Origin of the sequence: Lewinella sp., from assembly GCF_050633125.1 — a bacterium.
Taxonomy (GTDB): Bacteria; Bacteroidota; Bacteroidia; order Chitinophagales; family Saprospiraceae; genus Lewinella.
In genome coordinates, this window is record NZ_JBOEFX010000160.1 from 1 (window position 1) to 23,373 (window position 23,373).

The 23,373-nt window shown below is 44.5% G+C and carries 11 protein-coding genes; 9 read left to right on the forward strand and 2 right to left on the reverse strand.

The genetic code is table 11. The annotated features are described in order from the left end of the window. The coding region (locus tag ACRBG0_RS26305) for a choice-of-anchor I family protein (RefSeq protein WP_431489808.1) at positions 1 to 6,334 on the reverse strand (6,334 nt) is incomplete at its 3' end. 432 nt (positions 6,335 to 6,766) lie between these two features. Between ACRBG0_RS26305 and ACRBG0_RS26310 the strand changes: the two genes are divergently transcribed. The 4 genes from ACRBG0_RS26310 to ACRBG0_RS26325 all read left to right on the forward strand — a co-directional run bounded on the left by ACRBG0_RS26310 (position 6,767) and on the right by ACRBG0_RS26325 (position 14,868). Continuing rightward, the gene (locus ACRBG0_RS26310) at positions 6,767 to 7,861 is read left to right on the forward strand and encodes a 6-phosphofructokinase (RefSeq protein WP_431489809.1); all 1,095 of its coding nucleotides are present in this window, start codon (positions 6,767 to 6,769) and stop codon (positions 7,859 to 7,861) included. A gap of 230 nt (positions 7,862 to 8,091) precedes the next feature. Next, positions 8,092 to 9,903 (forward strand): ATP-binding protein, encoded by a 1,812-nt coding sequence (locus tag ACRBG0_RS26315; protein ID WP_431489810.1) that lies wholly within the window; start codon positions 8,092 to 8,094, stop codon positions 9,901 to 9,903. Positions 9,904 to 10,046: 143 nt separating this feature from the next. Continuing rightward, complete coding sequence (locus ACRBG0_RS26320) at positions 10,047 to 13,688, forward strand: reprolysin-like metallopeptidase (protein ID WP_431489811.1); 3,642 nt, start codon at positions 10,047 to 10,049, stop codon at positions 13,686 to 13,688. Between the two features lie 232 nt (positions 13,689 to 13,920). Next, on the forward strand, positions 13,921 to 14,868 hold the full coding sequence (locus tag ACRBG0_RS26325; protein ID WP_431489812.1) for a fasciclin domain-containing protein: 948 nt from the start codon (positions 13,921 to 13,923) through the stop codon (positions 14,866 to 14,868). A gap of 91 nt (positions 14,869 to 14,959) precedes the next feature. Here ACRBG0_RS26325 and ACRBG0_RS26330 read toward each other — a convergent pair whose 3' ends face one another. Beyond that, on the reverse strand, positions 14,960 to 16,144 hold the full coding sequence (locus ACRBG0_RS26330; protein WP_431489813.1) for a methylmalonyl-CoA mutase family protein: 1,185 nt from the start codon (positions 16,142 to 16,144) through the stop codon (positions 14,960 to 14,962). 113 nt (positions 16,145 to 16,257) lie between these two features. On the opposite strand from ACRBG0_RS26330, the gene ACRBG0_RS26335 reads away from it, so the two are divergent. The 5 genes from ACRBG0_RS26335 to ACRBG0_RS26355 all read left to right on the forward strand — a co-directional run. Next, a complete protein-coding gene (locus ACRBG0_RS26335; RefSeq protein WP_431489814.1) occupies positions 16,258 to 17,430 on the forward strand; it encodes a cysteine desulfurase family protein in 1,173 nt (390 codons plus the stop codon). A 458-nt stretch (positions 17,431 to 17,888) separates the two neighbouring features. Further along, the gene (locus tag ACRBG0_RS26340) at positions 17,889 to 18,215 is read left to right on the forward strand and encodes a HesB/IscA family protein (protein ID WP_020539062.1); all 327 of its coding nucleotides are present in this window, start codon (positions 17,889 to 17,891) and stop codon (positions 18,213 to 18,215) included. Positions 18,216 to 18,295: 80 nt separating this feature from the next. After that, positions 18,296 to 19,420 (forward strand): glycosyltransferase family 4 protein, encoded by a 1,125-nt coding sequence (locus ACRBG0_RS26345; RefSeq protein ID WP_431489815.1) that lies wholly within the window; start codon positions 18,296 to 18,298, stop codon positions 19,418 to 19,420. Positions 19,421 to 19,466: 46 nt separating this feature from the next. After that, a complete protein-coding gene (locus tag ACRBG0_RS26350) occupies positions 19,467 to 20,972 on the forward strand; it encodes an iron chelate uptake ABC transporter family permease subunit (protein WP_431489816.1) in 1,506 nt (501 codons plus the stop codon). Positions 20,973 to 21,316: 344 nt separating this feature from the next. After that, on the forward strand, positions 21,317 to 23,373 hold a 2,057-nt coding region (locus ACRBG0_RS26355), incomplete at its 3' end, for a C25 family cysteine peptidase (protein WP_431489817.1).

Genomic DNA, 23,373 nt, shown 5'->3' on the forward strand with positions numbered 1-23,373 from the left:
ATACGTTGATTACGGTAGGAATACCACTGATTACTGGACCAGTGAAGTCGCCTACTTTTACGTACTGCTGGAAAATGAAGTTCTCTGCTGGAGCACACCAGTCGATGAAGTTCCACTCACGACGGAAAGAATAAGATCCTTCACATATATCAATACGAGGCTCATCTGAATAAGAAGCACCAATGTTACAGAACACCTGATCCAGAGATACGTATCCAGACACTGTCAGAATGAAAGGCTGTCCAGCTGCCTGAGCAGTAGGATTATCATCAGGACCACCAATAGAACCATCAGTTTCAAAAGCTTCATCACACTCGATAATGCCGGTAAACGGAGGCAATACCAAGCTAGGATCAGTACCGAATACATCGCTGATCAAAGAAGGACGGCTAAAGGTGATCACCTGATCACAATCAACAGTACGTGGAGTACCGACACAGGCTCCATCGTAGCGATCAGCTACCGTGAAAGTACGAGTAAGGGTAATATCTCCACAGTCACCACTTTCTGTTAATACATCAGACAAGGTTACCAATACAGGACCACAATTGTCTCCAACTACAGGTAAACCAGTCATTCCAAGCTTCTCAAGGAATGCGTTCAATGCAGCAGTGCTACCTCCAAAGAAGGTGTTGCGTGTTGCAGTGAAGTCCAATACACCATTAGCATCAGCAATCCAGTGCTGAGGAGTTTGGAATCTAATCAGATCAACGTCTTCGCAGTAAAAAGGAACAAGAATATCTACAGGCTGAGGAGTACTAAGTCCGACAGCACTAACAGCGTTACCATTATCACTAACTACACCTACCGTGTAATCCGTAGGCGTACCGTCATTCGCTACCATCAGCGTGTAAGTGCTTCCTGCTTCCAACATCAATGGAACACGTAGGTTCTGGTTGAAGAAAGAAGCAAACTGAATCCCGAAGAAGTCCACAATCGCATAAGCACCATCAGAACCTCCTAAAACATTCTCACATGGGTTGGTCTCGTTAAAATCACCATTGAATAAGGTGATAACGGTAGAAGCCACATCTGAATCAACTAAGAAGTTGTATACATCCGTCTCGCTCACTGTGAAAGTGATCAAGTCGTAAGAATAGTCCGTACCAGCGATAGGATCAAAGAAGTTCTGGAAACAGCTGTAATCAGCCAATGCCAGCGTCTCTTCGGTGCCATCAATGCTACCTTCTAGTGTCTGCAACTCGAAAGTTACCATAGCTTCGTCAACGTCAGCAGGACACTCTACTACTGGATCGGTTTTGTCTTCTGCGAAGATATCGCCCCAACAGGTGTAGACTAGTTCACCGGCAACGAATACGTCTACAGAGAAGGTATGAGCACCACATCCTGTGATAGCATTGGAGTTGCCGCCATCAACAGTAACGATGATCTCGTCAGCACAAGTAAAGGAGCCTGTCAACACCATTTCAGGAGTGATAATGGCTGTACAAGCTTCACCTAGCGTGACATTGAGGTCCGCAATACAACCTACATCCAGGCTTTCTACCTCAACTACTACTTGAGCAGTCTGCGTACAGCCAGGGAATGCAGGAACAGTACCTCCGTCAGGAGAGATTCCTCCGTTGGCATCAGCAGCACCATCGTAAGTCAAAACAACGGTATGGATACCTGCTCCTAAAGCAACAGGATCAAATTCAGTAGCTGCTTGTCCATTAATGGTAAAGTTGATTGCATCAGCACCAAGGCCTTCAAGGTCATCAGCACCAAGTGTAGTAGCTGTTTCGAAGTTACAGTAAATAGCATCGAGAATCGGGTCAAATACCGGATTCGGATAGGCACAATTATTACCAATAGTAAAGGTTCCGCCAGTAGCGTTACCTGCAACAAATTGCTCTACGGTAATGGTGTAGCCTTGATTTTCTATAAATACAAAATCAATAGTGTAATAGCCCGTAACAGGATCATAGATCAATGGCTCTTCTCCCGCAAATGGAGTGCCATCGCTTTGAGTACCTACCATAGGAACGTTGTTGGCATCTGTTCCGCCAGTGATGCTCACTACCCGGAAATCAAGACCAGTAGGAAGTGCTGTGCCGTCAAGACCGGTAATAGCTACTTGCTCTGAGAATTGACCATCGTCGCCACCGGTATTGTTATCGAAATCAAGGACGGTAGCGTTGTCCAAACAAGAACAAGGGTCGGAGATAGCGATGTCACGCTCAAGTGCAGGAACAACGAAAATTGTTTCTGTTACTATGGTGACACAGCCATTTTCATCGGTCACTTGGGTTTCCAGTATTACGGTACCTGGTTCGGTTACTTGGGTAGCGTCCAAAATAGGATTCTCCGTGTCGCCGTCATAGAGGCTTACTTCACCAGCGGCGGTTCCGCCAGTAATAGTGGCACTGTAGGCCGTGTAAACGCCAGAACCTCCGTTGGCCAGTACAGTTACAGGGATAATACCTGTTTCCTTATTGTCGGTAACGGAGAAAGTAGATAGGGTACCTGAATCTTCACTAGCAAGAAGCACCAGGAAGCCATCTGTTGGGTTGTTATTAGGGTCAACCACAACTATGGATTCCGGAGCAATATCGCCAACATCGGCACCAGGGACATAAGTCACGAAGTAAGGTGCAACAGGGTCGGTAATGTTGTAAACTGCAAAACCACCAGCAGCACGCTCAAAGATTACGAAGGCATAAACGGAGCCTCCAATTTCTTTGATTGCGATTCCTTCAGGTTCGATACCTTTATCGTCAGAACGGTTGTCGAATTCACCTTCATCACCATCGTTGGCATTGAAGAAAGTAGGCGTAATGAGGGCAGAAATGTTAGCCAAGTCGCTGCCTGAATCAAAAACGAGATCACCTGTGGTTGCATTCCAGATAGAGAAAGAACGTGCACCAAATGAGGTGATTTGGTCGTAGTCGCCATCTCCATCTAGGTCACCTTCTGTTGTAGTAATAGTAAGGCGACCTAGGTTTTCATTTTGCTGTAAATCGGCAGCATCGGGATACGCTGCTTCGTCCAGATTTAGATCGTCCGCACGATTTTCTTCAGAAAATCCGTCATAATCACGTGCGTCACCTTCGTTGGCAGAAACAATGTACATTTGGCCATTGGCAGTATAACATTCGATGCCATCTGGTTGGTACATGCCAACAGCAGGCCAGTTTTTGATATTGATACCATCATCTTGGTTACTTGCATCGATATCATTACCTGGTTCACAGTATGCTTTAAGGCCTAGGGCACGAATTTCAGTAACGGTAGAAGAAGCGATATCTACAACAGCAAAAGCGTTGTTTTCCTGTAAGGTCACATAAGCCGTAGCACCATCATCTGTAATGGTGATGTACTCGGGCTCCAAGTCTTGTGCAACGGTAGCACCAGGGCCGAAAATGCGTACACCTTGTGCTTGCAGCGTAGCTTGGCTAGCATTGAAAGCAGTAAAGTCAGCAGTGGTTGTAGTAGCTGCTCCAGCGCCGCCGCTAAGGTCAATGATGGAGATGGTACCCTCTGGGTCGATGGTGTAGTCGCTATTAGGCTCGCCTTCGTTAGCTACCAAAAGCTTGGAGCCATCAGGGCTAAATTTCACCATGTCTGGCAATGCACCAACAGTAATGGAATTGATAAAGGTACCGCTGGCGTCAAAGAACAGTATGTCACCAGGCATCTGCGTATCGTCATTAGGAACGGCAGCGGCAAGGATGCCATTGCTGTATGCTGTGCTAGATACTTCGTCACTGCTAAATCCAAGGCTGGTAGGAGTGATAGTCGTAAGTAAACTCGGTGCGGTAGGATCACTAAGATCTACCAGCTGTAGTCCGTCTCCGCTGGTAACAGCGGCAGTATTGTTGTCTGGAATGTAGGCTACGATTTCCGCACCAGCTAATTCGATCATAGCTTCGCGAACAAAGCTCAATTCTTCGATTTGCGGGATGACGGTAGGGTTGTCGTTTTCAACGATTAGCACGCGGGAAACCTCACAGTCTTCAACGCCAATGGCTTGAATAACGACAGTGTAGCAATCCTCTACAAGGCCACTAATAGTATTTTCTGTGCCGAAGGTTTCACCACCATCAAAAGAATAGAGGATGCCATCGCAAGAGACGCAAGAAGCCGTCACGGTAATGCTACCGTCGCCTTCGCCCGCGCAAGATTCGTCGACAATTGTGAAATCGTCGAAAACGATGTCACAGCAAGAGACATCCTCGTTGGTCGTACCAAAGGTGTTTTGGCAAGTCAGGGTCCAAACACCGTCGATCAATTGTAAAGAGGAATTCAATGGAGCACTACCTGGTTCGGAAACGCCGATATCGGTACTTGTCATGCCTTGTGCAGGACCAGCTTGCGCCATGAAGTCACCTTCGTAACTAAGGAATTCTAATGGCATATCATCACAAGAAAGTGCCAAACCGTCAGGAGAACCGTTCTGGATACCGTTCACTGCGGTAACCAAAGTATAGTAGGTGAAAATACCATCGTCATCTCCTTCTGTAAAGTCGGAAAAGTCAAAGCTACCGTATACGCTACCGTTACTACCATTGTATAAGGTCAGTACGAGATTGTCTACATCGCCGTCGAAATCATTAGCAATGGCGATTTCGATAAATTCATTTTCGTCTCCACCTGTATTGTCGTAGTGGAATTCGCTAATAAAAGCGTCATCTACATCAGGACAAACGATGGGTGGGCAGAAGGGTAATGTGATTGACACAGGGGTAGATCTACAAGCTGAATTCATTTGATCCACTACAACTACGTTGGCTGTGCTACCTTCCGTCGCAGCGGCATTCGCCTGGCCACCACTCAAGATAGTACCGTCAGTAGCGGCGTTTAATTCGAAGTGGTAGGAAGTATTATTGGCCGGGTTGAGAATGATATAATCTCCAGAACCATTCGCTACATCGAAGGTTAGCTCGAAGTAAGAATCGTCCTGAAAAGGCATGTCGCCACAAACTGGTTGTTCGGTAATCACTACGTTGGTAATGGAACAATCTATAGAGCCCAAAGCAGGGTTGATTGCGCCAAAAGTTGTGCCAGCAGTTGGGTCACTCTCAAAAACAGCAGGTGTAACATCTACTGCATTGATATCAAATACTTCTCCATTAGCAGGGTCATTTACGGCGTACCAGTCGCCGGTGCTAGCTTCGCGAAATACTAACCCAGGTTCGTCACCAGTGTAAGCAAAATCCTGCCCACCGAGCAATGCTCCGTACTGGGTCGCTGCATCGCCACTAGCGTCAGGAATACCGATAGCGTCGAGCACAGTACCAAAAGTGCTCAAATCTAAACCCATACCGTTGTTGTTTGGATCAATATCATCACCAATTGAACCAGTGAAGTTATCCAACAAAACAGCGGTGAAGGAAGGGTTTTCCAGGTCAGGAATTAAAACAACGGCAAGGCCATTAGCATCGAACGTTCCGGTAATATTGGTTGCACGATCAATTGTTCCGTCAAAGCCATCGCTTTCAATGCCGAGAACCCATAAGTCGAAAGGTGTTCCTGGCGTACCACCAGCGATTTCGAAACTTACAGTAGATGGGTCAGTTCCCGGTGGGTTGGGTTCAAATTCACTGATAACAATGCTATTTGTAGCAGTACCAGTCACTACAACATTATCAAACGCAAAAGCTTCATCGCTACCATTACTAGATGCTTCTAAGCGCAGGTATAGGATTGCACCCGTGCCAGTCAAGGCACCACTTATCGTTTGAAAGTTATCGTTTAAGGTCGTTCCATTTACGACTACAGGGTCAGTTAGGTTTACCACTAATCCACTCTCCATGGTGTAGTTCTGCGAGCCTGATTCATTCACTGAGCTGGTAAAAAGCGGGGTAAAAGAGACGTTGTCGAAAGAATAGGACCAATTGTATATGTCGTCACTGGATTCAAAATTACCCATAGCAGCCATATCGATGGAGACCACGAGGTCGGTTGCATTGTCAATTTGGAACTCCATATCAACGTATCCCATTCCTCCGGGATTAGTGTTGTCACCATTTTCGACATCTGCAATAGCAAAGAAATTACCGTCAGGATAATTGCAGGTAATGAAGCCTGCATTATCTGGCGTATAAGTTCCGTTGCTACGGCAAGTGCCATTGACTGAATCATCAGCAACTACAAAAGGTAGTCCCGTAGCAGGATTACCAGACCCTGTTCGATCAGTAACATTAAATATGTCACCGAAGGACATAAAGTTTGAACCGTCAGGATTGATCATCTGATTGTTCAGGTTGAACGGCGTATCAAAGTCTTGGCTGGCAATAGTCGTTTGAGAGCGTCCAGTCGTCAAGACTGCCGAACTCAAAAACAATACCAGTAAAACTCTGAAAAAAGCCGTAGAAAGTAAATCTAGACTCATGAGATAATTAAGGTTATGATTTAAAATAAAATAAAAAAATATCTTGGCCTTAGCTGATAAGTAACCAACTGAAGCATTTTTTTGATAATCAATACTGTAGCTAATAAATTGCCCTTGTTGGGCCCAGAACTAAGTCGTCTTTCGCCAAAAATAGGAGATCAAAATGGTTTGGCAGGTATGCCAAATGACGAATAAGGAATACTTGTCGGAAATTTAACACGTAGTTTACGTATGTGAGATATTGAATATATTTGGCTAGCGGTGGTACACATTAGATTACGACCAGAAAGAGAGGAAAGGTGAATTTTATATCGAATCTGGCTGATAGAAATCATCTTGTTTCCTAAGCTTTGCTTATTCCTCTTCCGACAATTCCATATATCTTAGCACCTCGCAAAGCAAAAGATGTTGGAGGATCAACAAAAAATAGTGATGAAAAAAATTCTTGTAGCCACAGGCGGTGGTGATTGTCCAGGGCTCAATGCAGTGATTCGTGGATTGGTGAAAGCAGCAAAAACGTCAGGCGACTGGGAGGTATGGGGAAGCAAGGAGGCCTTTAACGGACTGATGAGTACCCCCACAGATTTGGTGAAACTTACGCCTAAGCGCGTGGCAGGTATTCACGTGCGGGGAGGAACAATAATAAAGACTACTAACAAGGGCAACCCCATTGCTTATCCAGTACCTCAGGAAGATGGGTCGGTGGAGTTGGTAGATCGTAGCCAGGAATTGAAACAAAAGTTAGAAGACCTGAATTTTTCAGCTGTTGTGAATATTGGCGGTGACGGCAGCCAACGCATCTCGCAGCATTTATTCGAGCAGGGAGTACCTGTCATTGGTGTGCCCAAGACCATCGATAATGACTTGGGATCAACGGATTATACCTTTGGTTTCTCTACGGCAGTACAGATTGCGACCGATTGTTTTGATAAGTTGGTCACTACCGCGGAGAGCCATCATCGGATTATTATTATGGAGGTGATGGGACGCGATGCGGGGTGGATAGCCTTGCATACCGCAATTGCTGGCGGAGCAGAAATTTGCCTGATCCCTGAAATCCCATACAGTATTGAAAAAATTAAGAAAAAGATAGACAAGCGATACAAGAAAGGTAAAGGATTTATGAATATTGTGATTGCTGAAGGTGCTAAGCCACTGGATGGGGAGGTAGTAGGATCGGTTGCTCATGATGCTGGTGATCCGCACCTGAAACTGGGCGGAATCTGTAATTCGCTTCGTTTTGAACTGGAAAGAATGGGCTGTCAGCCCCAGATACGCACCACAGTGCTCGGACATATCCAACGAGGAGGAACTCCGGTAGCTTTTGATCGTATTTTAGCTACAGCAATGGGTGTGAAAGCCTTCGAGTTGGTGGCAGCCGGAGAGTTTGGTGAAATGGTATCTTATCAAAACAACAAATTTGTTAGTGTACCTTTAAAAGAAGCGGTAAAGGCCAATAAAGTAGTTACTCCTGATCATGAGCTGGTACGGACGGCACGTGCGATCGGTTTGTCTTTTGGTGATTAAACCGTGTTGGAGAATTTCTTTGTCAGCACCAATAAGTCCTTAGCATAAAATTACCCAATGCGCTTTGGTTTTTGCGATGGTCAGAAAGCATAGTTTGATGGTTTTGGTCGGCCTCCGAAAAAATACTTTCTATAATTAATTGAATGTATATTACTTTTATAAATAAGTTGTCGTTTTGACAACCACTAATAATTGCTTTTCTAGAGCTTCTTTATCTATGACATCCGCTCATGTTTAGTTCTATATCCATAGACTGGTTTACGCTTCTGAGTGGATTTGCGATCCTCGTCATGGGGTTACGTGTGTACTGGTTGGATACCCATCGGAGGATGTACCAAACGTTCATGGCTACCACATTGCTACTCTTTATCCAGAATCTGTTTTTTTTCGAAATGGAGTCGGTTACGGATTTGGCAAAAGCATTAGAGCTTAGGCGCTGGCAGGAGAATGTTTGGAACCTGACGGTCGTTTGCATGCTGTTAACAATGTGGTTTTATGCCAAGCAGTTTGCGCCTCGCGAGATGAAAAAGTGGGAACACTCCAGTCTTATTATTGCCTTTTTGATTGTTTTGGGATTTATGTACCTAGAGGGGTTTACCCAGCATGGGCATGGAGATCTTTTTTTTAATGAAAATGGTCGTTTAGCATTAATGATGGACAGTTATACGGGGTATGATTTTTTTAGATTGGGTGGAGTGATAGTGACCTATGGACTGTGTATTTACTTCTCTTACTTGCCATATCATTATGCGTTTAATAGTTCTACCAGAGGAATTCGGATGGGAATAGTTATCATTTTTTCCTTGGTTATGATAGGGTCATTTGTTCAAAACTACCTGCTTACTTATTTTTTTGGCATACCCAGTTTACTTAATGAGAGTATTAACGTTGCGATAGGGGGGCTTTTCACTGGATTGATGATTATTAATCTACAGCTCACTGATTTACAGTCACAACATGCAGTGCCTAGTCTCTTGAAGACGATGACCAATTGGTTTATTTTGACGGATAGAGATTTTAGGATTAAGCAAGTAAATTCGGCTTTTTTAGAGTTGATGGGAGGGAGTGCGAAAAATTGGCAAGACAAGTATTTAAACGAAGTTTTTACTGGGAAAGAATGGGGGAAAACAAAAGAACGCCTACTGGCGCTTGAGCAGAACGAACGGGGGAATTATGAAACCAATATTTCCGTTGGCGGGCAGAATAATTATTTATTTTTTTTAGTTACCCCAATCTATAAAAAAATTCTTGGCTTGGGAGGTAACCTTAGGCGAGGTTATGTATTCGTTGGTACAGATCTCACGGATTATAAAATGTCTGAAGCCCGAATTCTTGCTTATGCCCAGGATTTGGAAACATCTAACCAGGCACTTGAGCGGTTTGCTTTTATTGCCTCTCATGATCTTAAAGAACCTATTCGAAATATCGGGAGTTTTGCAGGTTTACTACGCCGACGATTGGCACCACCGGCTGGTTCTGAAGTGGAGGAATACCTAGAATTTATAGAACGCAATGTACAAGGAATGAACCGCTTAATTGAGGCGGTAATGACGGTTTCCCGCTTAGGCCAGGAAGGGCTCTCTTTTGAACCGGTAAACCTGGTAGGCATCACCAAGGAAATCAGTAAAAGATTGTGGAATGAAAATGACGGGAAACAATTACAGATAACATTCGAGGGAGATGCCTTGCTTAAAGGAGATGAAGAGTTACTCCAGCAATTGATTCAAAATTTATTAGAAAACGCCTTAAAGTACAATGAAGCTGAGCAGCCTTGTTTAACAATTAGGGTAAAATCTGATTCGCTTCCTGGTTTTGTTAAGCTCTATTTCGAAGACAATGGTATCGGCGTTAATGAAGCATATCGGGAACATGTTTTTGAAATGTTTAAACGCCTACATTCCCGTGCGGCCTACTCTGGCACAGGTATTGGCCTAGCTATTTGTCGTAGGATTGTAGAATTGCATGGTGGTGAAATTTGGATAGAGGACACCACCAATGGTGTCGGATCAGCTTTCGTAATGCGCCTTCCTTCCTCTGAGTAGGGTTTCTTCTAGTAATTAACCGACATAAAGTCATTTACAAAAGGTCTTTTCCCGAACTTGTTTTATTTTTACTTCCTCGTTTACTGTTTAATTTGTGTAGGCTCATAAGTGCGATAGCACTTTAGTGCAATAAAATTATATTAATGAAAATAATAGCTACCTATTTGCTTGTCCTTCTATTTGGTTTTGGATTGTCTGCTCAGACGTTCACGTTTGTAGATGAATCAGAAATTCAGTTAGAAGTAAACGCTGAGGTGAATCTACCGCTGGCGGAATATGCAACACTCACTGCTGAAGTTAGCGACCTTCGTCAAGCTTTGGTATATGCCCCTTTGGAGGTAAATACGAGCCTTACAAGATCAGCTACTCAAATTCAATTGCCACTGCCTGATGGGACGATGCGTACCTTTCGGGTCGTAGAAAGTCCTGTTATGCCAGAAGCCTTGCAGGCCCGTTGGCCACAATTGCGTACTTATCGTGTTCAGGATGTATCAGCCCCTCAATACAAAGGACGCCTGACCGTTACACCACAGGGAATCACAGCAACTTATACCTCTTATGACGGAGAAGTGTTTGTAGAGCCTTATGCGAGTAATCAATCGTTCGTTCATGTTGTCTACTTTAACCATGATCTCGTTTTGACGCCGGAAGAACTTCCTCAGTTGGCTTGTGGTTACGAGCCTTCAGAAACAGAAGATCCCAAAACCATCAATACAGACGGAGAGGTTGTTTCAGAGATAAATAGAACAACTGCAAGTACCACCGCCAATATCTACGAGTATGTAATGGCACTTACCTGTACCGGCGAGTATGCTGCGCAGAAAGGAGGCACAGTAGAGGCTGTTCTAAGTAGTTTTGTAACAGCGATTAACCTAGCCAATGCTACGTTCGAAAACGAAGTTGGCGTGCGTATTCGCTTGATAGAGAACCAGGAACTATTGGTTTACCTGAATGCGGGTACCGACCCCTTCATCAATGCTGATCAAGGAGGAGAGCTGTTGAGCCAAGTGCAAGGGGCTATTACCAGTGCCGGTTTTCCTACTTCGTCCTATGATATGGGGCACGTTTTTACAAGCTCCTGTACGGATGTAGGCGGTGTTGTTGGTGGCCAGGTATGTACACCGGGCAAGGACCGGGGAGTAACCTGTCATTATAGTAATAATGTTGCTTCTATTATCCGTCGGGTATTCACCCACGAGGTAGCCCACCAGTTTGCAACAGCTCATTCTTGGAGCAATTGCCCAAACAGTTTGGGACAGTTAGCTAGCGGTTCTGCCTTTGAGCCAGGTTCAGGCACTACCATTATGTCCTATGCAGGCTCTTGTGGAAATCAAAATGTAGCCTTCGACAATGATGATTACTACCACGGGCATAGTATTGAGCAATTTACCGAATACACTCGGCAAGGTAATGCTGCTGCCTGTGCAACAGTCATTCCAACAGACAATACTGAACCTAAAATTACCCTTAATTATACGGATGGTTTTTATATTCCAATCAGCACACCTTTTGAATTGGATGCAGCTGTTGTAGACGCCGAGGAAGACCCGGTTACCTATTGTTGGGAACAAATGAATTTAGGTCCACTTTCTGATTTGGGTGCGCCTTTTGGCAACGCACCGATATTCAGAAGCTACCCGCCAACGACAGCTTCCAACCGGGTATTGCCACGACTTATTGATTTACTAAGCAATAATAGTACGATTACAGAGATACTGCCCACTTATAGTAGAGACATCGCTTTTCGTTGTACCGTCAGGGATAATAGTCCTGAGATTGGTGCAACGGTTTGGGCAGATGTTGCTTTTAAGAGCACTGCTACGGCAGGTCCGTTTTTGGTAATGTCACCAAATAATAGCAGCACTGTTTGGCAAGCCGGAGAATACCGGGAAGTAACCTGGGATGTAGCCAATACAACCAATGAACTCGTAAATTGTCAGTTGGTAAATATCCGTTTATCGAGTGATGGTGGTCAAACTTACCCATATACCTTGGTGAGTGGAGTACCCAATAGCGGGACTGCTTTTGTTACCGTACCTGAAGTGACTGGTAGCAATATGCGTGTCAGGGTAGAAGCGGCCAACAATATCTTTTTTGATATTTCTAATGCTAATTTCAGTATCGAGCCAGCAACTGTACCTACTTATACTTTGAATTATGGTCCTGTTTTTCAGCAGCTTTGTTTGCCAGATGTAACGACTGTTGACTTTACAACAGGGGCTGTACTTGACTATACAACGCCTATTAACTTAAGTATCAGTAGTGAACTGCCAGAGGGCGTTAATGCTGTTTTTTCAAATAACGATTTTGCACCGGGCGAAGGCGTAAGTTTACAGCTTGATTTTAGTAACCTGGAAGACTATGATGGCCCCTTAGAAATAGAAGTTGCTGTAGCTACGACCGATTTGGATACTAGCTATCGTACCATCTACTTGGAGTTGGTTGATAATGATTTTAGCGACCTGAGCCTGTTGACGCCTGTAGAAGGGGAGCCCAATATCACTTTGGGTACAACCTATACCTGGACACCATTGGACAATGCACAATTATACGATTGGGAGCTTTCTGATGACGCTGGTTTTTCCAATGTTTTAGATAGCCGGTATGGTATTTCAGAGACGGAAGTTATTCAGTTGACCCAATTAGAAAACAATGACCTGTTTTTCTGGCGGGTTCGTGCTATCAATGAATGTGGGACTGGTGAATGGCAAGCACCGCAGGTGTTCCACACGGTGAACGTACTCTGTACCCAACAATTGGCCGAAGATACACCGGTAAATATCCCAGGAACCGGCTTGCCGCCAACGGTGACTTCACAAGTATTTGTACCATTTAACGGGGTGATTAGTGATGTTAATATTCCTTTTCTCCGTGTCCGTTATCAGCCTATTCAAAATTTCTATATTTCGCTGATTAGCCCAGCAGGTACGGAAGTACGACTTTATGATGGGGATTGTTTTGGCTCTGATGTAGTGGCAATAGGTTTTGATGACGAAGCACCAAATGAAATCATTTGTCCACCAGATGATCAAATTCTTTTTAAGCCAATAGAAGCCCTTTCTGCTTTTGATGGAGAAAACAGTGAAGGCATTTGGACCTTGAAAGTGAAAATTTTGGAAACAGGCTTTGGTTCGTCCGGACAGATTTCAGAATGGGGCCTCGAGTTTTGTGCTGCTGGAAACTCAGCTGCGCCGGCTTTATTGAGCAACGATACACTCTTTGTGCCACCATTGATGAGCAATCCGGTAACCAATGATTTATTACAAGTTACAGACACCGAGCAAGGGCCATTTGACCTGACTTATTCTTTGGTGAGTACCCCGGGGCACGGTACACTGTACCTCATCGACCAGGAATTGTCACCGGGTAGCACCTTTACCCAAGGGACGATAGATGCAAGTAATCTTCGCTACCAGAACACGAATCCTGATGCCATCAACGATGGCTTTACTTTTGTGGTCGAAGATGGCACGGGAGGCTTCTTGCCAGTGCAACGTTTTGATATTAAAATCGATGAAAATGCGGTGGTAGACACAGAAGAAATCAGTGCTGGTAACCATTTCTTGTTGTACCCCAACCCTACAAGCGAGATGGTCAACCTCTTGCTGCCTACCTCAAATACGGAGGATATGCGCTTGCGGGTATTCAATATCAGTGGCCAATTGCTGCTGGAAGAGAAAGTAGCCGCTGGCACGCTACAGCATCAATTGACAACAACTGCTTGGCCAAACGGGATTTACCTCGTACAGCTAGGTGGTCGTACTTTGAAGCTGGTTAAGCAGTAGAAAAGTCGAGAATTCTAATATTTGTGAAAATGCAGAGGGAAGCTTCCCTCTGCATTTTTTATTTGTGGAAGCACAGACCAATAGCCAGCACCTATAATTGTTCTGAAATTTCGGTCTTCATTTACCTGTTTGTCAGCCAACAGCCATTTGCCAAACTAGGCATGAACAAATAAAATAAGCCCCTGTTTCCCTACCGTAAACTTTCTAAAAACAACCAAAAAAACAATCTACGATGAAAGTGCATTCGTATGCTTTGAGCATCCTGATGATGTTCGCCCTATCTTTTACTTTTCTTTCTTGTGACGATGATGATGTGATGGATGATCCAACCATTGTTGAGTTTGCACAAGATAATGCCAACTTCAGTATCCTTGTTGATGCTCTAACTACTGCTGGTTTGGTAGACGCGCTAAATGACCGAACCTCATCATTGACGGTGTTTGCACCTACCAACGCTGCTTTCGAAGCATTCTTGGCAGCCAACAACTTTGCGTCTCTAAATGATGTACCAGTTGCGCTTTTGCAAACGGTATTGTTGTACCATGTGTTGCCAACAGAGGAAACATCCAGTAAGCTGACCTCTACTTTCTACAATACGCTGGCTGAGTATGCAACTGATGAGCCTCTCACCTTGTATGTGAATACGAGTGGTGGTGTGAAAATCAATGGTGCTGTAGATGTGACTGCTGCCGATGAGGAAGTAGCCAATGGTGTGATTCACACGGTAAATGCAGTTATTGCGCCGGCGAATGTAGTCACTTTTGCTACTGCTGATCCTACTTTCAGTAACCTTGTAGCTGCGTTAACACGTACAGACCTGACGGCAGATTTTGTGAGTATCCTTTCTGGCGACGGGCCATTTACGGTATTTGCGCCTACTAACGCTGCGTTTGAAGCCTTGTTGGCTTCGAATGCTGACTGGAATACCCTAGCAGATATCCCTGTAGCTACGCTAGAGGCGGTACTAAAGTATCACGTAGTTGCTGGTGCTAATGTTCGCGCTGCTGACATTGTAAGTGGTAATGATGTTACAACCTTCGAAGGTTCTACCTTCTCTATCGATTTGTCTGGTAGTGCTCCAGTAATTATTGCAGGTTCCAATACATCAACCATTATTGCTACTGATGTACAAGGTACAAATGGTGTGGTACACGCGATTGATACGGTACTGTTGCCTTAGTAAAAATCAGGAAAGACAATTTTGTTATTACACAAAGTTGTGTCGTGCGGCCTTGCTTCCCGCTCTTGCGGAAGCAGGGCCGTCTTGATTTTTATAGATTCGCCAACTGAAGGAACCCACCCTGTGTCTCTATTTGCTGGAATTTGCTCCAGGCCTGTTCACAGAATTGTTGGGTGAGGTGTTCAATATAATAGCTGCCAGCAGCAGGGTCAACAACTTGGTCTAAATGGCTTTCCATTTGTAGTAAATGCTGCACATTTCTGGCAATTCGGCGAGTGAAAGAACTACTTTCTCCTTTGGTACGAAGGTCTGCTGGAGGAAGGTACAAAAAGGATGCGCCACCTATGATGGCTGACATTCCCTGGGTGGCTGCCTTAATCATATTGTACTCACGCTGATCGGTCTGGGTTTCGGCAGCGAGATGTGCAGCGATAGGTGGTATGGGCTCATTAGCTAATCCAAAACCATTGAGAACGTTGGCCCAAAGGATTTTTAGTGCCCTTATTTTTGCAATTTCTACAAAATAGCTGGTACTAATCGCGACCGAAAACTGTAAGTGCTGGTTGGTAACAGCAGCTGGAATACCCTGTTCCTCCATGGCGTTGAGATAAGAAACTCCTTTGGCGATAAGCAAGGCTAGTTCTCTACTCGTATTTTCAATACCGGTGTGGAGCGTTAGACCATTAACTTGTAAAACCTTGAAGTTGGGTGTGTGTTGTTGCGCAAATTTCAAGAGGCGAGCCAAGGCTGTAAATGGTGGTTCTGACCAGTCTAGCAAAGGATCGAAATCCATAGAGCCATAAATGTCTGCTAGTTTCAAATTGCGCCTTCTGGCATAATAGATGAGATTGCGGAATAATTCAGCGGGATCTTTTCCTGGATATGCCGGAGCAAAATGAATAGAAATAAAAGAAGGTTCAATATCAGCTAAAAGTATGTCTAATTCCTCCAGACTGGGCAAATGGTGTAGGTGGAATAAAGGCGCATTTACACCTCCCTGCAAACCTTCCAAGGCCTGAGTGTTGGCTTCTTTAGGGTCACGAACAAGGAGGTATTCCCCAATAGACCAGCTATTGTTGTTTCGCCCTGAATTTAGCGCTGTGTTATTACTCAGGTCATCCTCATTTCCGTAAGTAGCCGCCACCCGAATGTGTTCTTCTAATTGCCATTCGAGCTCTTCAAGAGGTTTACCTTTTAGGTCACGAGTTATTTTTTCCAACCATTGTTCCTTGGTAGGGTTAGAAAAGGAATTGAATAGTTTTGAATTGGTAGGCATAATCAGGGCACTTTAATCTCAGTGGCATACTGTTTCTTGTTACCACAGTTCTTTATAGCCTAAAGGTATTGAATTGCGAGTGAATTACTTGATGGAATCCTTATTTTTGTCTTATGAAGAATCGTATGGTTTATTTAGATAATAGTGCAACCACGCCAACAGACCCAAGGGTGGTCGACAAAATGTTGCCTTATTTTTATGACCAGCCGGGAAATGCTGCTAGTAGGACCCATGCCTTTGGTTGGCAAGCCGAAGATGCCGTAGGCAAAGCACGTCAGCAGGTGGCCGAATTATTGGGGGTAGATAAGACAGAAATTGTTTTTACCAGTGGTGCAACGGAGGCTATAAACCTTGCAATTAAAGGTGTTTACGATACTTATAAACGTAAAGGGCAGCATCTTATCACCGTAAAGACGGAGCATAAAGCTGTATTGGACACTTGCCAATGGCTAGAAGAAAAGGGGGCAGAAGTCACTTATTTGGAGGTAGATAAACAAGGCCGAATTGATTTAGAAGAACTTGAAGCTGCTATCCGAGAGGATACGGTTTTGGTAGCCATTATGTGGGCCAATAATGAAACGGGGGGGGTACAAGAAGTGAATGCTATTGGAGAAATGTGTACCCGCAAGGAGGTATTCTTTTTCTGTGATGGTACCCAAGCAGTAGGTAAAATTCCTGTTGATCCAGTTGCGGCGGGAGTCCATCTAATGGCGTTTTCGGCACATAAAATGTACGGTCCCAAAGGAGTGGGTGCACTTTATGTGAGGCGTAAAAATCCTCCTGTGAAATTAACAGCCCAGTTGATGGGCGGCGGTCATGAAAGAGGGCGTAGATCAGGGACTTTAAATGTACCCGGTATTGTGGGCTTTGGCGCAGCAGCGGCAATAGCTCAGGTAGAGATGGCCGAGGAAATGCTCCGTTTATCTGTATGGCGCGATCAACTTGAACGTAAACTTTTGGAAGGTTTAGAGCTGGTTCGCATAAATGGAAATAGTGAAAAGCGGTTGCCACAAATCACGAACCTATGTTTTGAATATGCGGATGCCGAGGATGTAATGAGGACTTTCAATCAGGAGTTAGCAGTATCTTCAGGTTCAGCATGTACTTCGGCTTCACTTGACCCCAGTCACGTACTTAAAGCGATGGGCCTCACCAGTGACCAAGCACACGCGTCGCTGCGCCTGAGCTTCGGTAGATTTAATAAAGAAGAGGATGTTGACCTCGTGGCGGAGTGGATTATTCTTGGGGTAAATAGTGTTCGGGCAGCGAATCCATTGTGGGGGTAGATGAGGGTGTTTGTAAATGTTTTTATTTTTTTCATTTATAATTATTTTGTTTTTATTGTGGATTTTGGTATTTTTGTACTGCGTTCAGCAGCCTGACAAATGCTGGGCATATCGAAGGTAATACCCCTCAGTTTGTCATGAGGGCATTCAGCGGTTTATTTTTGCGTGTTGCTTGGCTGCTACGGGATACTGTAGTAGATGATGACGCATGTCCTATGGGCCGGTTTGGTCAGGGACAGTTTCGGCGATCTGGCAAGAGGGTGGGCCCTCCACTTGGGGCCGATGTGCCCAAATAATTCAATAGACCTCGTTTTATCTCTCCTCTTCAATAACAGATATTCCTTATAATTTCCTTACTTTAGTTCTCAATTACCGGTATATTTAGCTCTACTAAAACTTTCACCCAACCTTATCGGTTATTGGTAAAGAACGTTATTGATCATAAATTTGGAGAATGTATGCTTTTTGTAGGCGACAGTGCAAAAGAGAGAATTAGAGAGATTGAACACAAGGACCAGCTCACCAAAGAGCACTTCGTCCGTGTATCGGTCACAAGTGGCGGTTGCTCAGGCTTATCTTACCAGATGGATTTTGACAATCAGCCACGTCCAGATGATCAGGTGTTTGAAGATAATGGCGTTAAAATTGTTACCGACCTAAAGAGCTTCCTTTACCTCTGTAATACGACCCTTGAGTTTTCGGGGGGGCTGGAAGGGAAAGGCTTTTATTTTAATAATCCGAATGCTTCGCGCACCTGTGGCTGTGGCGAAAGTTTCTCGGTCTAGTGGATTTTTTTCTTTAATATACCACCATCCAAAGCACCATTTGACTAACAAATGGTGCTTTGTTATTAACCGGCAACTTCATGCACCGAATCGGTTACGACAGTAAACGTATTTTTAACAATTTTACCGGCTTAGGAAATTATAGCCGTACCCTTTTACGGAATCTTACCTCTTTCCATCCTGATGAGGAATACTTCCTCTATACGCCTAAAGTTAGTCGTACCCCACAGACACAATTCTTCCTGGATAGTCCAATGTTTACGGTCCGGACGCCTACTAAAAGCCGCCGCTTATTATGGCGTAGTTGGCGACAAACGGCAGACCTTGTAAAAGATAAAATTGATTTGTTCCATGGTTTAAGTCACGAAATTCCCTTTGGCCTTCCTAAAACAGGGATACCTACTATCGTGACGATTCATGATCTCATTTTTCGCCATTATCCAGAGCAGTATAAATGGTTAGATTGTAAAATCTACGACCGCAAATTTCGCTACGCTTGCGAGAATAGTGATCTTATTATTGCGATCAGTGAAAGTACTAAGCGAGACATCATGCAGTTTTATGGTATTTCCGAAGAAAAAATTATAGTCATTTACCAATCTTGTCACGAGGGGTTTATGCTGGAAAAGCCGACTAGTGCACGTGCAGCAGTATTGGAGGAGTATAGTTTACCTCAGGAGTTTATGCTTTATGTGGGGTCATTGATTGAACGAAAAAATTTATTAGGCCTCGTCGAGGCTATCGCTGCGCTACCCCAGAATACTAGACTTCCGCTAGTTGTAGTAGGTCAGGGTAATGAATACAAAAGGAGGGTGCAACAACGCGCTAAGGAACTGGGTGTATTGGACCAGTTGATTTTTATAAAACCAACATTTGCTGAGCTTCCTGCCCTTTATCAACAAGCACAGCTGTTTGTCTATCCATCTTATGTAGAGGGGTTTGGAATCCCAGTACTGGAGGCGCTTTTTAGCGGAGTGCCAGTGCTGACGTCGAATATCTCTTCTCTGCCAGAGGCTGCTGGCCCAGGAGGCTACCTTGTGGATCCTGGCAGCGCTGAGGAAATGGCAGAAGGTATAACTGCTTTGCTAACAAATGAAGACCTCCGAGAAAAGAAAATTGAAGCAGGTTTTCAATATGCACAACAATTTACAGGCGAGGTATTGACGGAACAATTGGTAAGTACTTATAAAAGTCTTTTAGCTTGATCTAAAAGTTGTTTTTGTTTACACTAAGTGTTACATTTGTAATACGATGATAGACTTCTTGAATATTTTACAGGAAACCTGGGCCGTAAGAGCCTTACTCGCGTCCAGTTTGGTCGGTATAATGTGCGGCATTCTTGGCTGTTTTATTGTTTTGCGCAATATGTCCTTAGTAGGAGATGCGCTTGCTCATGCTATTCTGCCAGGCGTAGTTGTTGCTTTTTTGCTGGTGGGCTACAGTACCCTCGCCTTTTTTACGGGTTCTGTGCTCGCAGGTTTACTTACTGCTGTAGGCATCACCTGGATTCAGCACCGCGTGAATACCAAAAACGATGCGGCTATTGGAATTGTCTTTACGGCCATGTTTTCCCTTGGGGTGATCGGTATTTCTTACATAAGCCGTAATCAGGGGGTTCACCTGGATCTGAAGGATTTCCTTTTTGGTAATGTACTCGGTGTAGCGGATACTGATCTCTTACTGACAGGCTTGGTGACACTTTATGTTATCCTCAGTGTAGTCGTATTTTATCGCTATCTTTTTGTGTCTACGTTTCAGCCTGTTGTTGCAGAAACAATGGGTATTCCTGTGCGTTTGATTCACTATTTCTTGATGCTGCTGCTCTCGTTTGCAGTCGTAGCTTCTTTACAAACAGTAGGGGTTATCTTGGTGGTAGCTATGCTTATCACTCCTGCGGCAACGGCTTTGTTGTTGTCTGATAAAATGGAAAAGGTCATCGTTATTTCTGCGGGCATGGGCCTGCTTTCAGCAGTAGTGGGATTATTGTTGGCAATAGTACTTAATACGACCCCGGGGCCAGCCATTGCGGTTACGGCTACTTCTTTTTACTTGATGGTCGTCCTTTTTGCACCGAAAAAGGGTTTGCTTGCAAAAGCATTACGGCGCCGCCAACTCAAGCTGCGTATTGACCGGGAAGATATCCTCAAAGCTTTATACCGTAGCGCCCAAAAGGGACATGCAGTAAACGCTGAGTTACGAGACAAACTTGATATAAGCCTCTTGAATTGGCAGCGCGGGATCAAGCAATTACGCCGCCACAAGTGGCTACAGGCTGATAGCTTGAAGTTGACCAGTCAGGGGGTGGAGGCTGCTCGCCGTTTGGTGCGTGCACACCGCCTGTGGGAAACCTACTTGGCTACAGAGGTAGGGTTAGACAAAGAACAGATTCACCTCGATGCCGAACGCCATGAGCACCTATTGCCAGAAGCTATCCTTAGCGCGGTAGATAAAAAGCTGGGTTATCCCCAATTGGACCCACACGGGTCTCCTATTCCTCGCAGTATTGGTAAACCTGCTTTCCCCTTGAGTAAAATAAAAGTTGGAGAAATAGCCATCTTGTCTGCGGATCAGGACGGTGCTTATGTGAGTGCAAGGTTATGGGAAGAAAAAATTATGGCGGGGACCCAACTAAAGGTTACCAACAGAAATGATAGTCTCTTAGAATTAGATTACGAAGGGAGAACGGTTAGCCTTTCTTTGCAGCTTGCTGATCAGATTAATGTTGTACCCAAAGGCATTTTTGTAGCAGAAGCCTGATTTTAGTTTCCCCTTATTCTAAGCCGAACGCTCCTTCCACAGCACCAAAGGCACCATAACCTAAAATGGCCACTTAAGAGGGGCGTATAAACGTATATTTGTACTGTGTAGTTTTCTCATAGTATGTTATTTGCACCTACATCTGGAGAGATTCTCTAGGTGTAGGTGCTTTTTATTTCCCCTATCTTCTGCATACTTGTCACTTTTTAGACCATTTCGGTAGCTGATTTGCCCTCAATCTTTTCGTATCTTTGGTAGTGGTTTAGATTCAAGTGTATTTTACCCAATCCCAAGGTTGTTTGCTTTTAGCCAAATTGCTAGGGGAGGTATGATAATCCCGGACAATGAGAAAACGGCTCCTTTTAATCCCTGTTTACTTCTTATTTTGCACCATTTCCTTTGCTCAAATTGTCGATGGTCTGGATACTTTATATGGCAATGAGTGGATCACCACCGAGAATCCCCATCTAAAGCTTACCCTTACGGAGGATAATTTTTATCGTGTCAACTATCAGTCATTGATAGATCAGGGGTGGCCTGTCGCTAGTATTAATAGTGAAGACTACCGTCTGTTTTACGCTGGTGAAGCCGTTCCGTATTATAGCACAGCGGTAGAGGGAACCCCTTTAGGAGCTGGTGATTTCTTAGTTTTTTATGGTCAACGCAACAGGGGGGAATTGGATCAGCACCTTTACCGTAATCCTGAAGCGCAGCAATTAAATCCTGAATACAGCTTATTTTCCGACACAGCAACCTATTATCTGAGTTGGCAAAGTGGGGGAGGAGCCCTTCAGTATGAATCATTGCTCAATGACTTGAATAACCTGCCTGGGGCCGAGCCTTATGTTTGGAAACAAGCCCAAGAGGTCTTTTCAGATCATTTTATGAAGGAATATTACCGCTTTTCCGGAGCCACACTTTACTATTCTCATTTTGGTATTGGAGAGGGCTATGGGAGTCGCTCAATTAATGAACTACTTGCGGATGGATCGACAATTCAAACAGTAGACTTGGCCTTACCATCGGCTTATAGTAATGGACCTGAGCCTATTTTGAAAACCCGATACACAGCAGCCTTATTTCAGCATGTTCAGCAGTTGAAAGCGGATGGTAACCTTATCCGTACCGATAGTTTCTATGATTGGCGAATGCTAAATATTGCTACTAATTTACCCGTTGGCGTCCTTGCTGATGAAGAACTCAATCTGGAATGGGAAGGTCTTGGAGGCGAAAAAGATGAAGTGAGTATCGGCTTCGTTCAACTGGATTACCCTGCTACTCCCGACGCGGCTAATACTACGGCATATAGCTGTCGAATCGAACCTACTGACAACCGTCAATACCTGGAAGTAACGAATTTTGCTGGAACATCAGCCATTGTTTATGATTTGGCAAATGCTTACCGTATTGTGGTTAGCGCTATAAATGGTGGACTACTTAGGGTTGCATTGCCGGTAGCGGCCAAGCCTCGAGAACTAAGAATAATAGCACTGGAAAGCAACCTGCCTTCCCCGGAGATAAGCACAGCCAACCTAGAAATTCCAGACTTAGGGGACACCGATTACCTGATCCTTACCCATAGTTTGCTACGTGAAGGAGGGGATGATCCGGTGCAAGCCTATGCCAACTACCGCGCCAGTTCCATCGGTGGCGGTTACGAAACTGCTGTGGTAAACATTGATGATTTGTTTGACCAATTTGGCTACGGCGTCCAGCAGCACCCAATGGCTATCCGCAACTTTATCGCTTGGCAACGCAAGGTTAACCCGGCCTTCAAGTACCTTTTTATCATTGGCAAAGGCCGAGAATACATCGACCTCCGAACGCCGGCAAATCTTTCTGCTGCTTTAGGAACTACTTTATTTGTACCCTCCTTTGGCTATCCTGCCAGCGACAATCTTCTCGCCTCCCGCATTGACAAGCCCACTCCGCTGGTCAGTCTAGGCCGCCTACCTGCCATCAATCCGGAAGAAGTCCGCCTCTACCTCAACAAGATAGAAGGCATGGAGACCTTCGTCACTAGCAGCCCCCAAACCATCGAAGGCCGCAGCTGGATGAAGAACGTGCTACACCTGGGCGGTGGCAGTAGTCCTTCGGAACAGCAGAGTATTAAGAACAATTTGGCGAATATGGGGAGGGAAGTTGAACAAGGACTGTTTGGCGGAAGAATCACCTCTTTTTATAAAACAAGTACGGATCCTATTCAGACTTCTCTGACAGACCAAATATTCTCACGAATCAATGAGGGCGTAAGTATCCTTACTTTTTTTGGTCACTCTAGTGCAGGAACTTTCGATTTCAATATTGATAACCCTGAGAATTATAACAATACTAATAAGTATCCCCTGATGTTATCTATGGGGTGTTATTCTGGTAATATGTTTGATGATTTCCGGAGTAT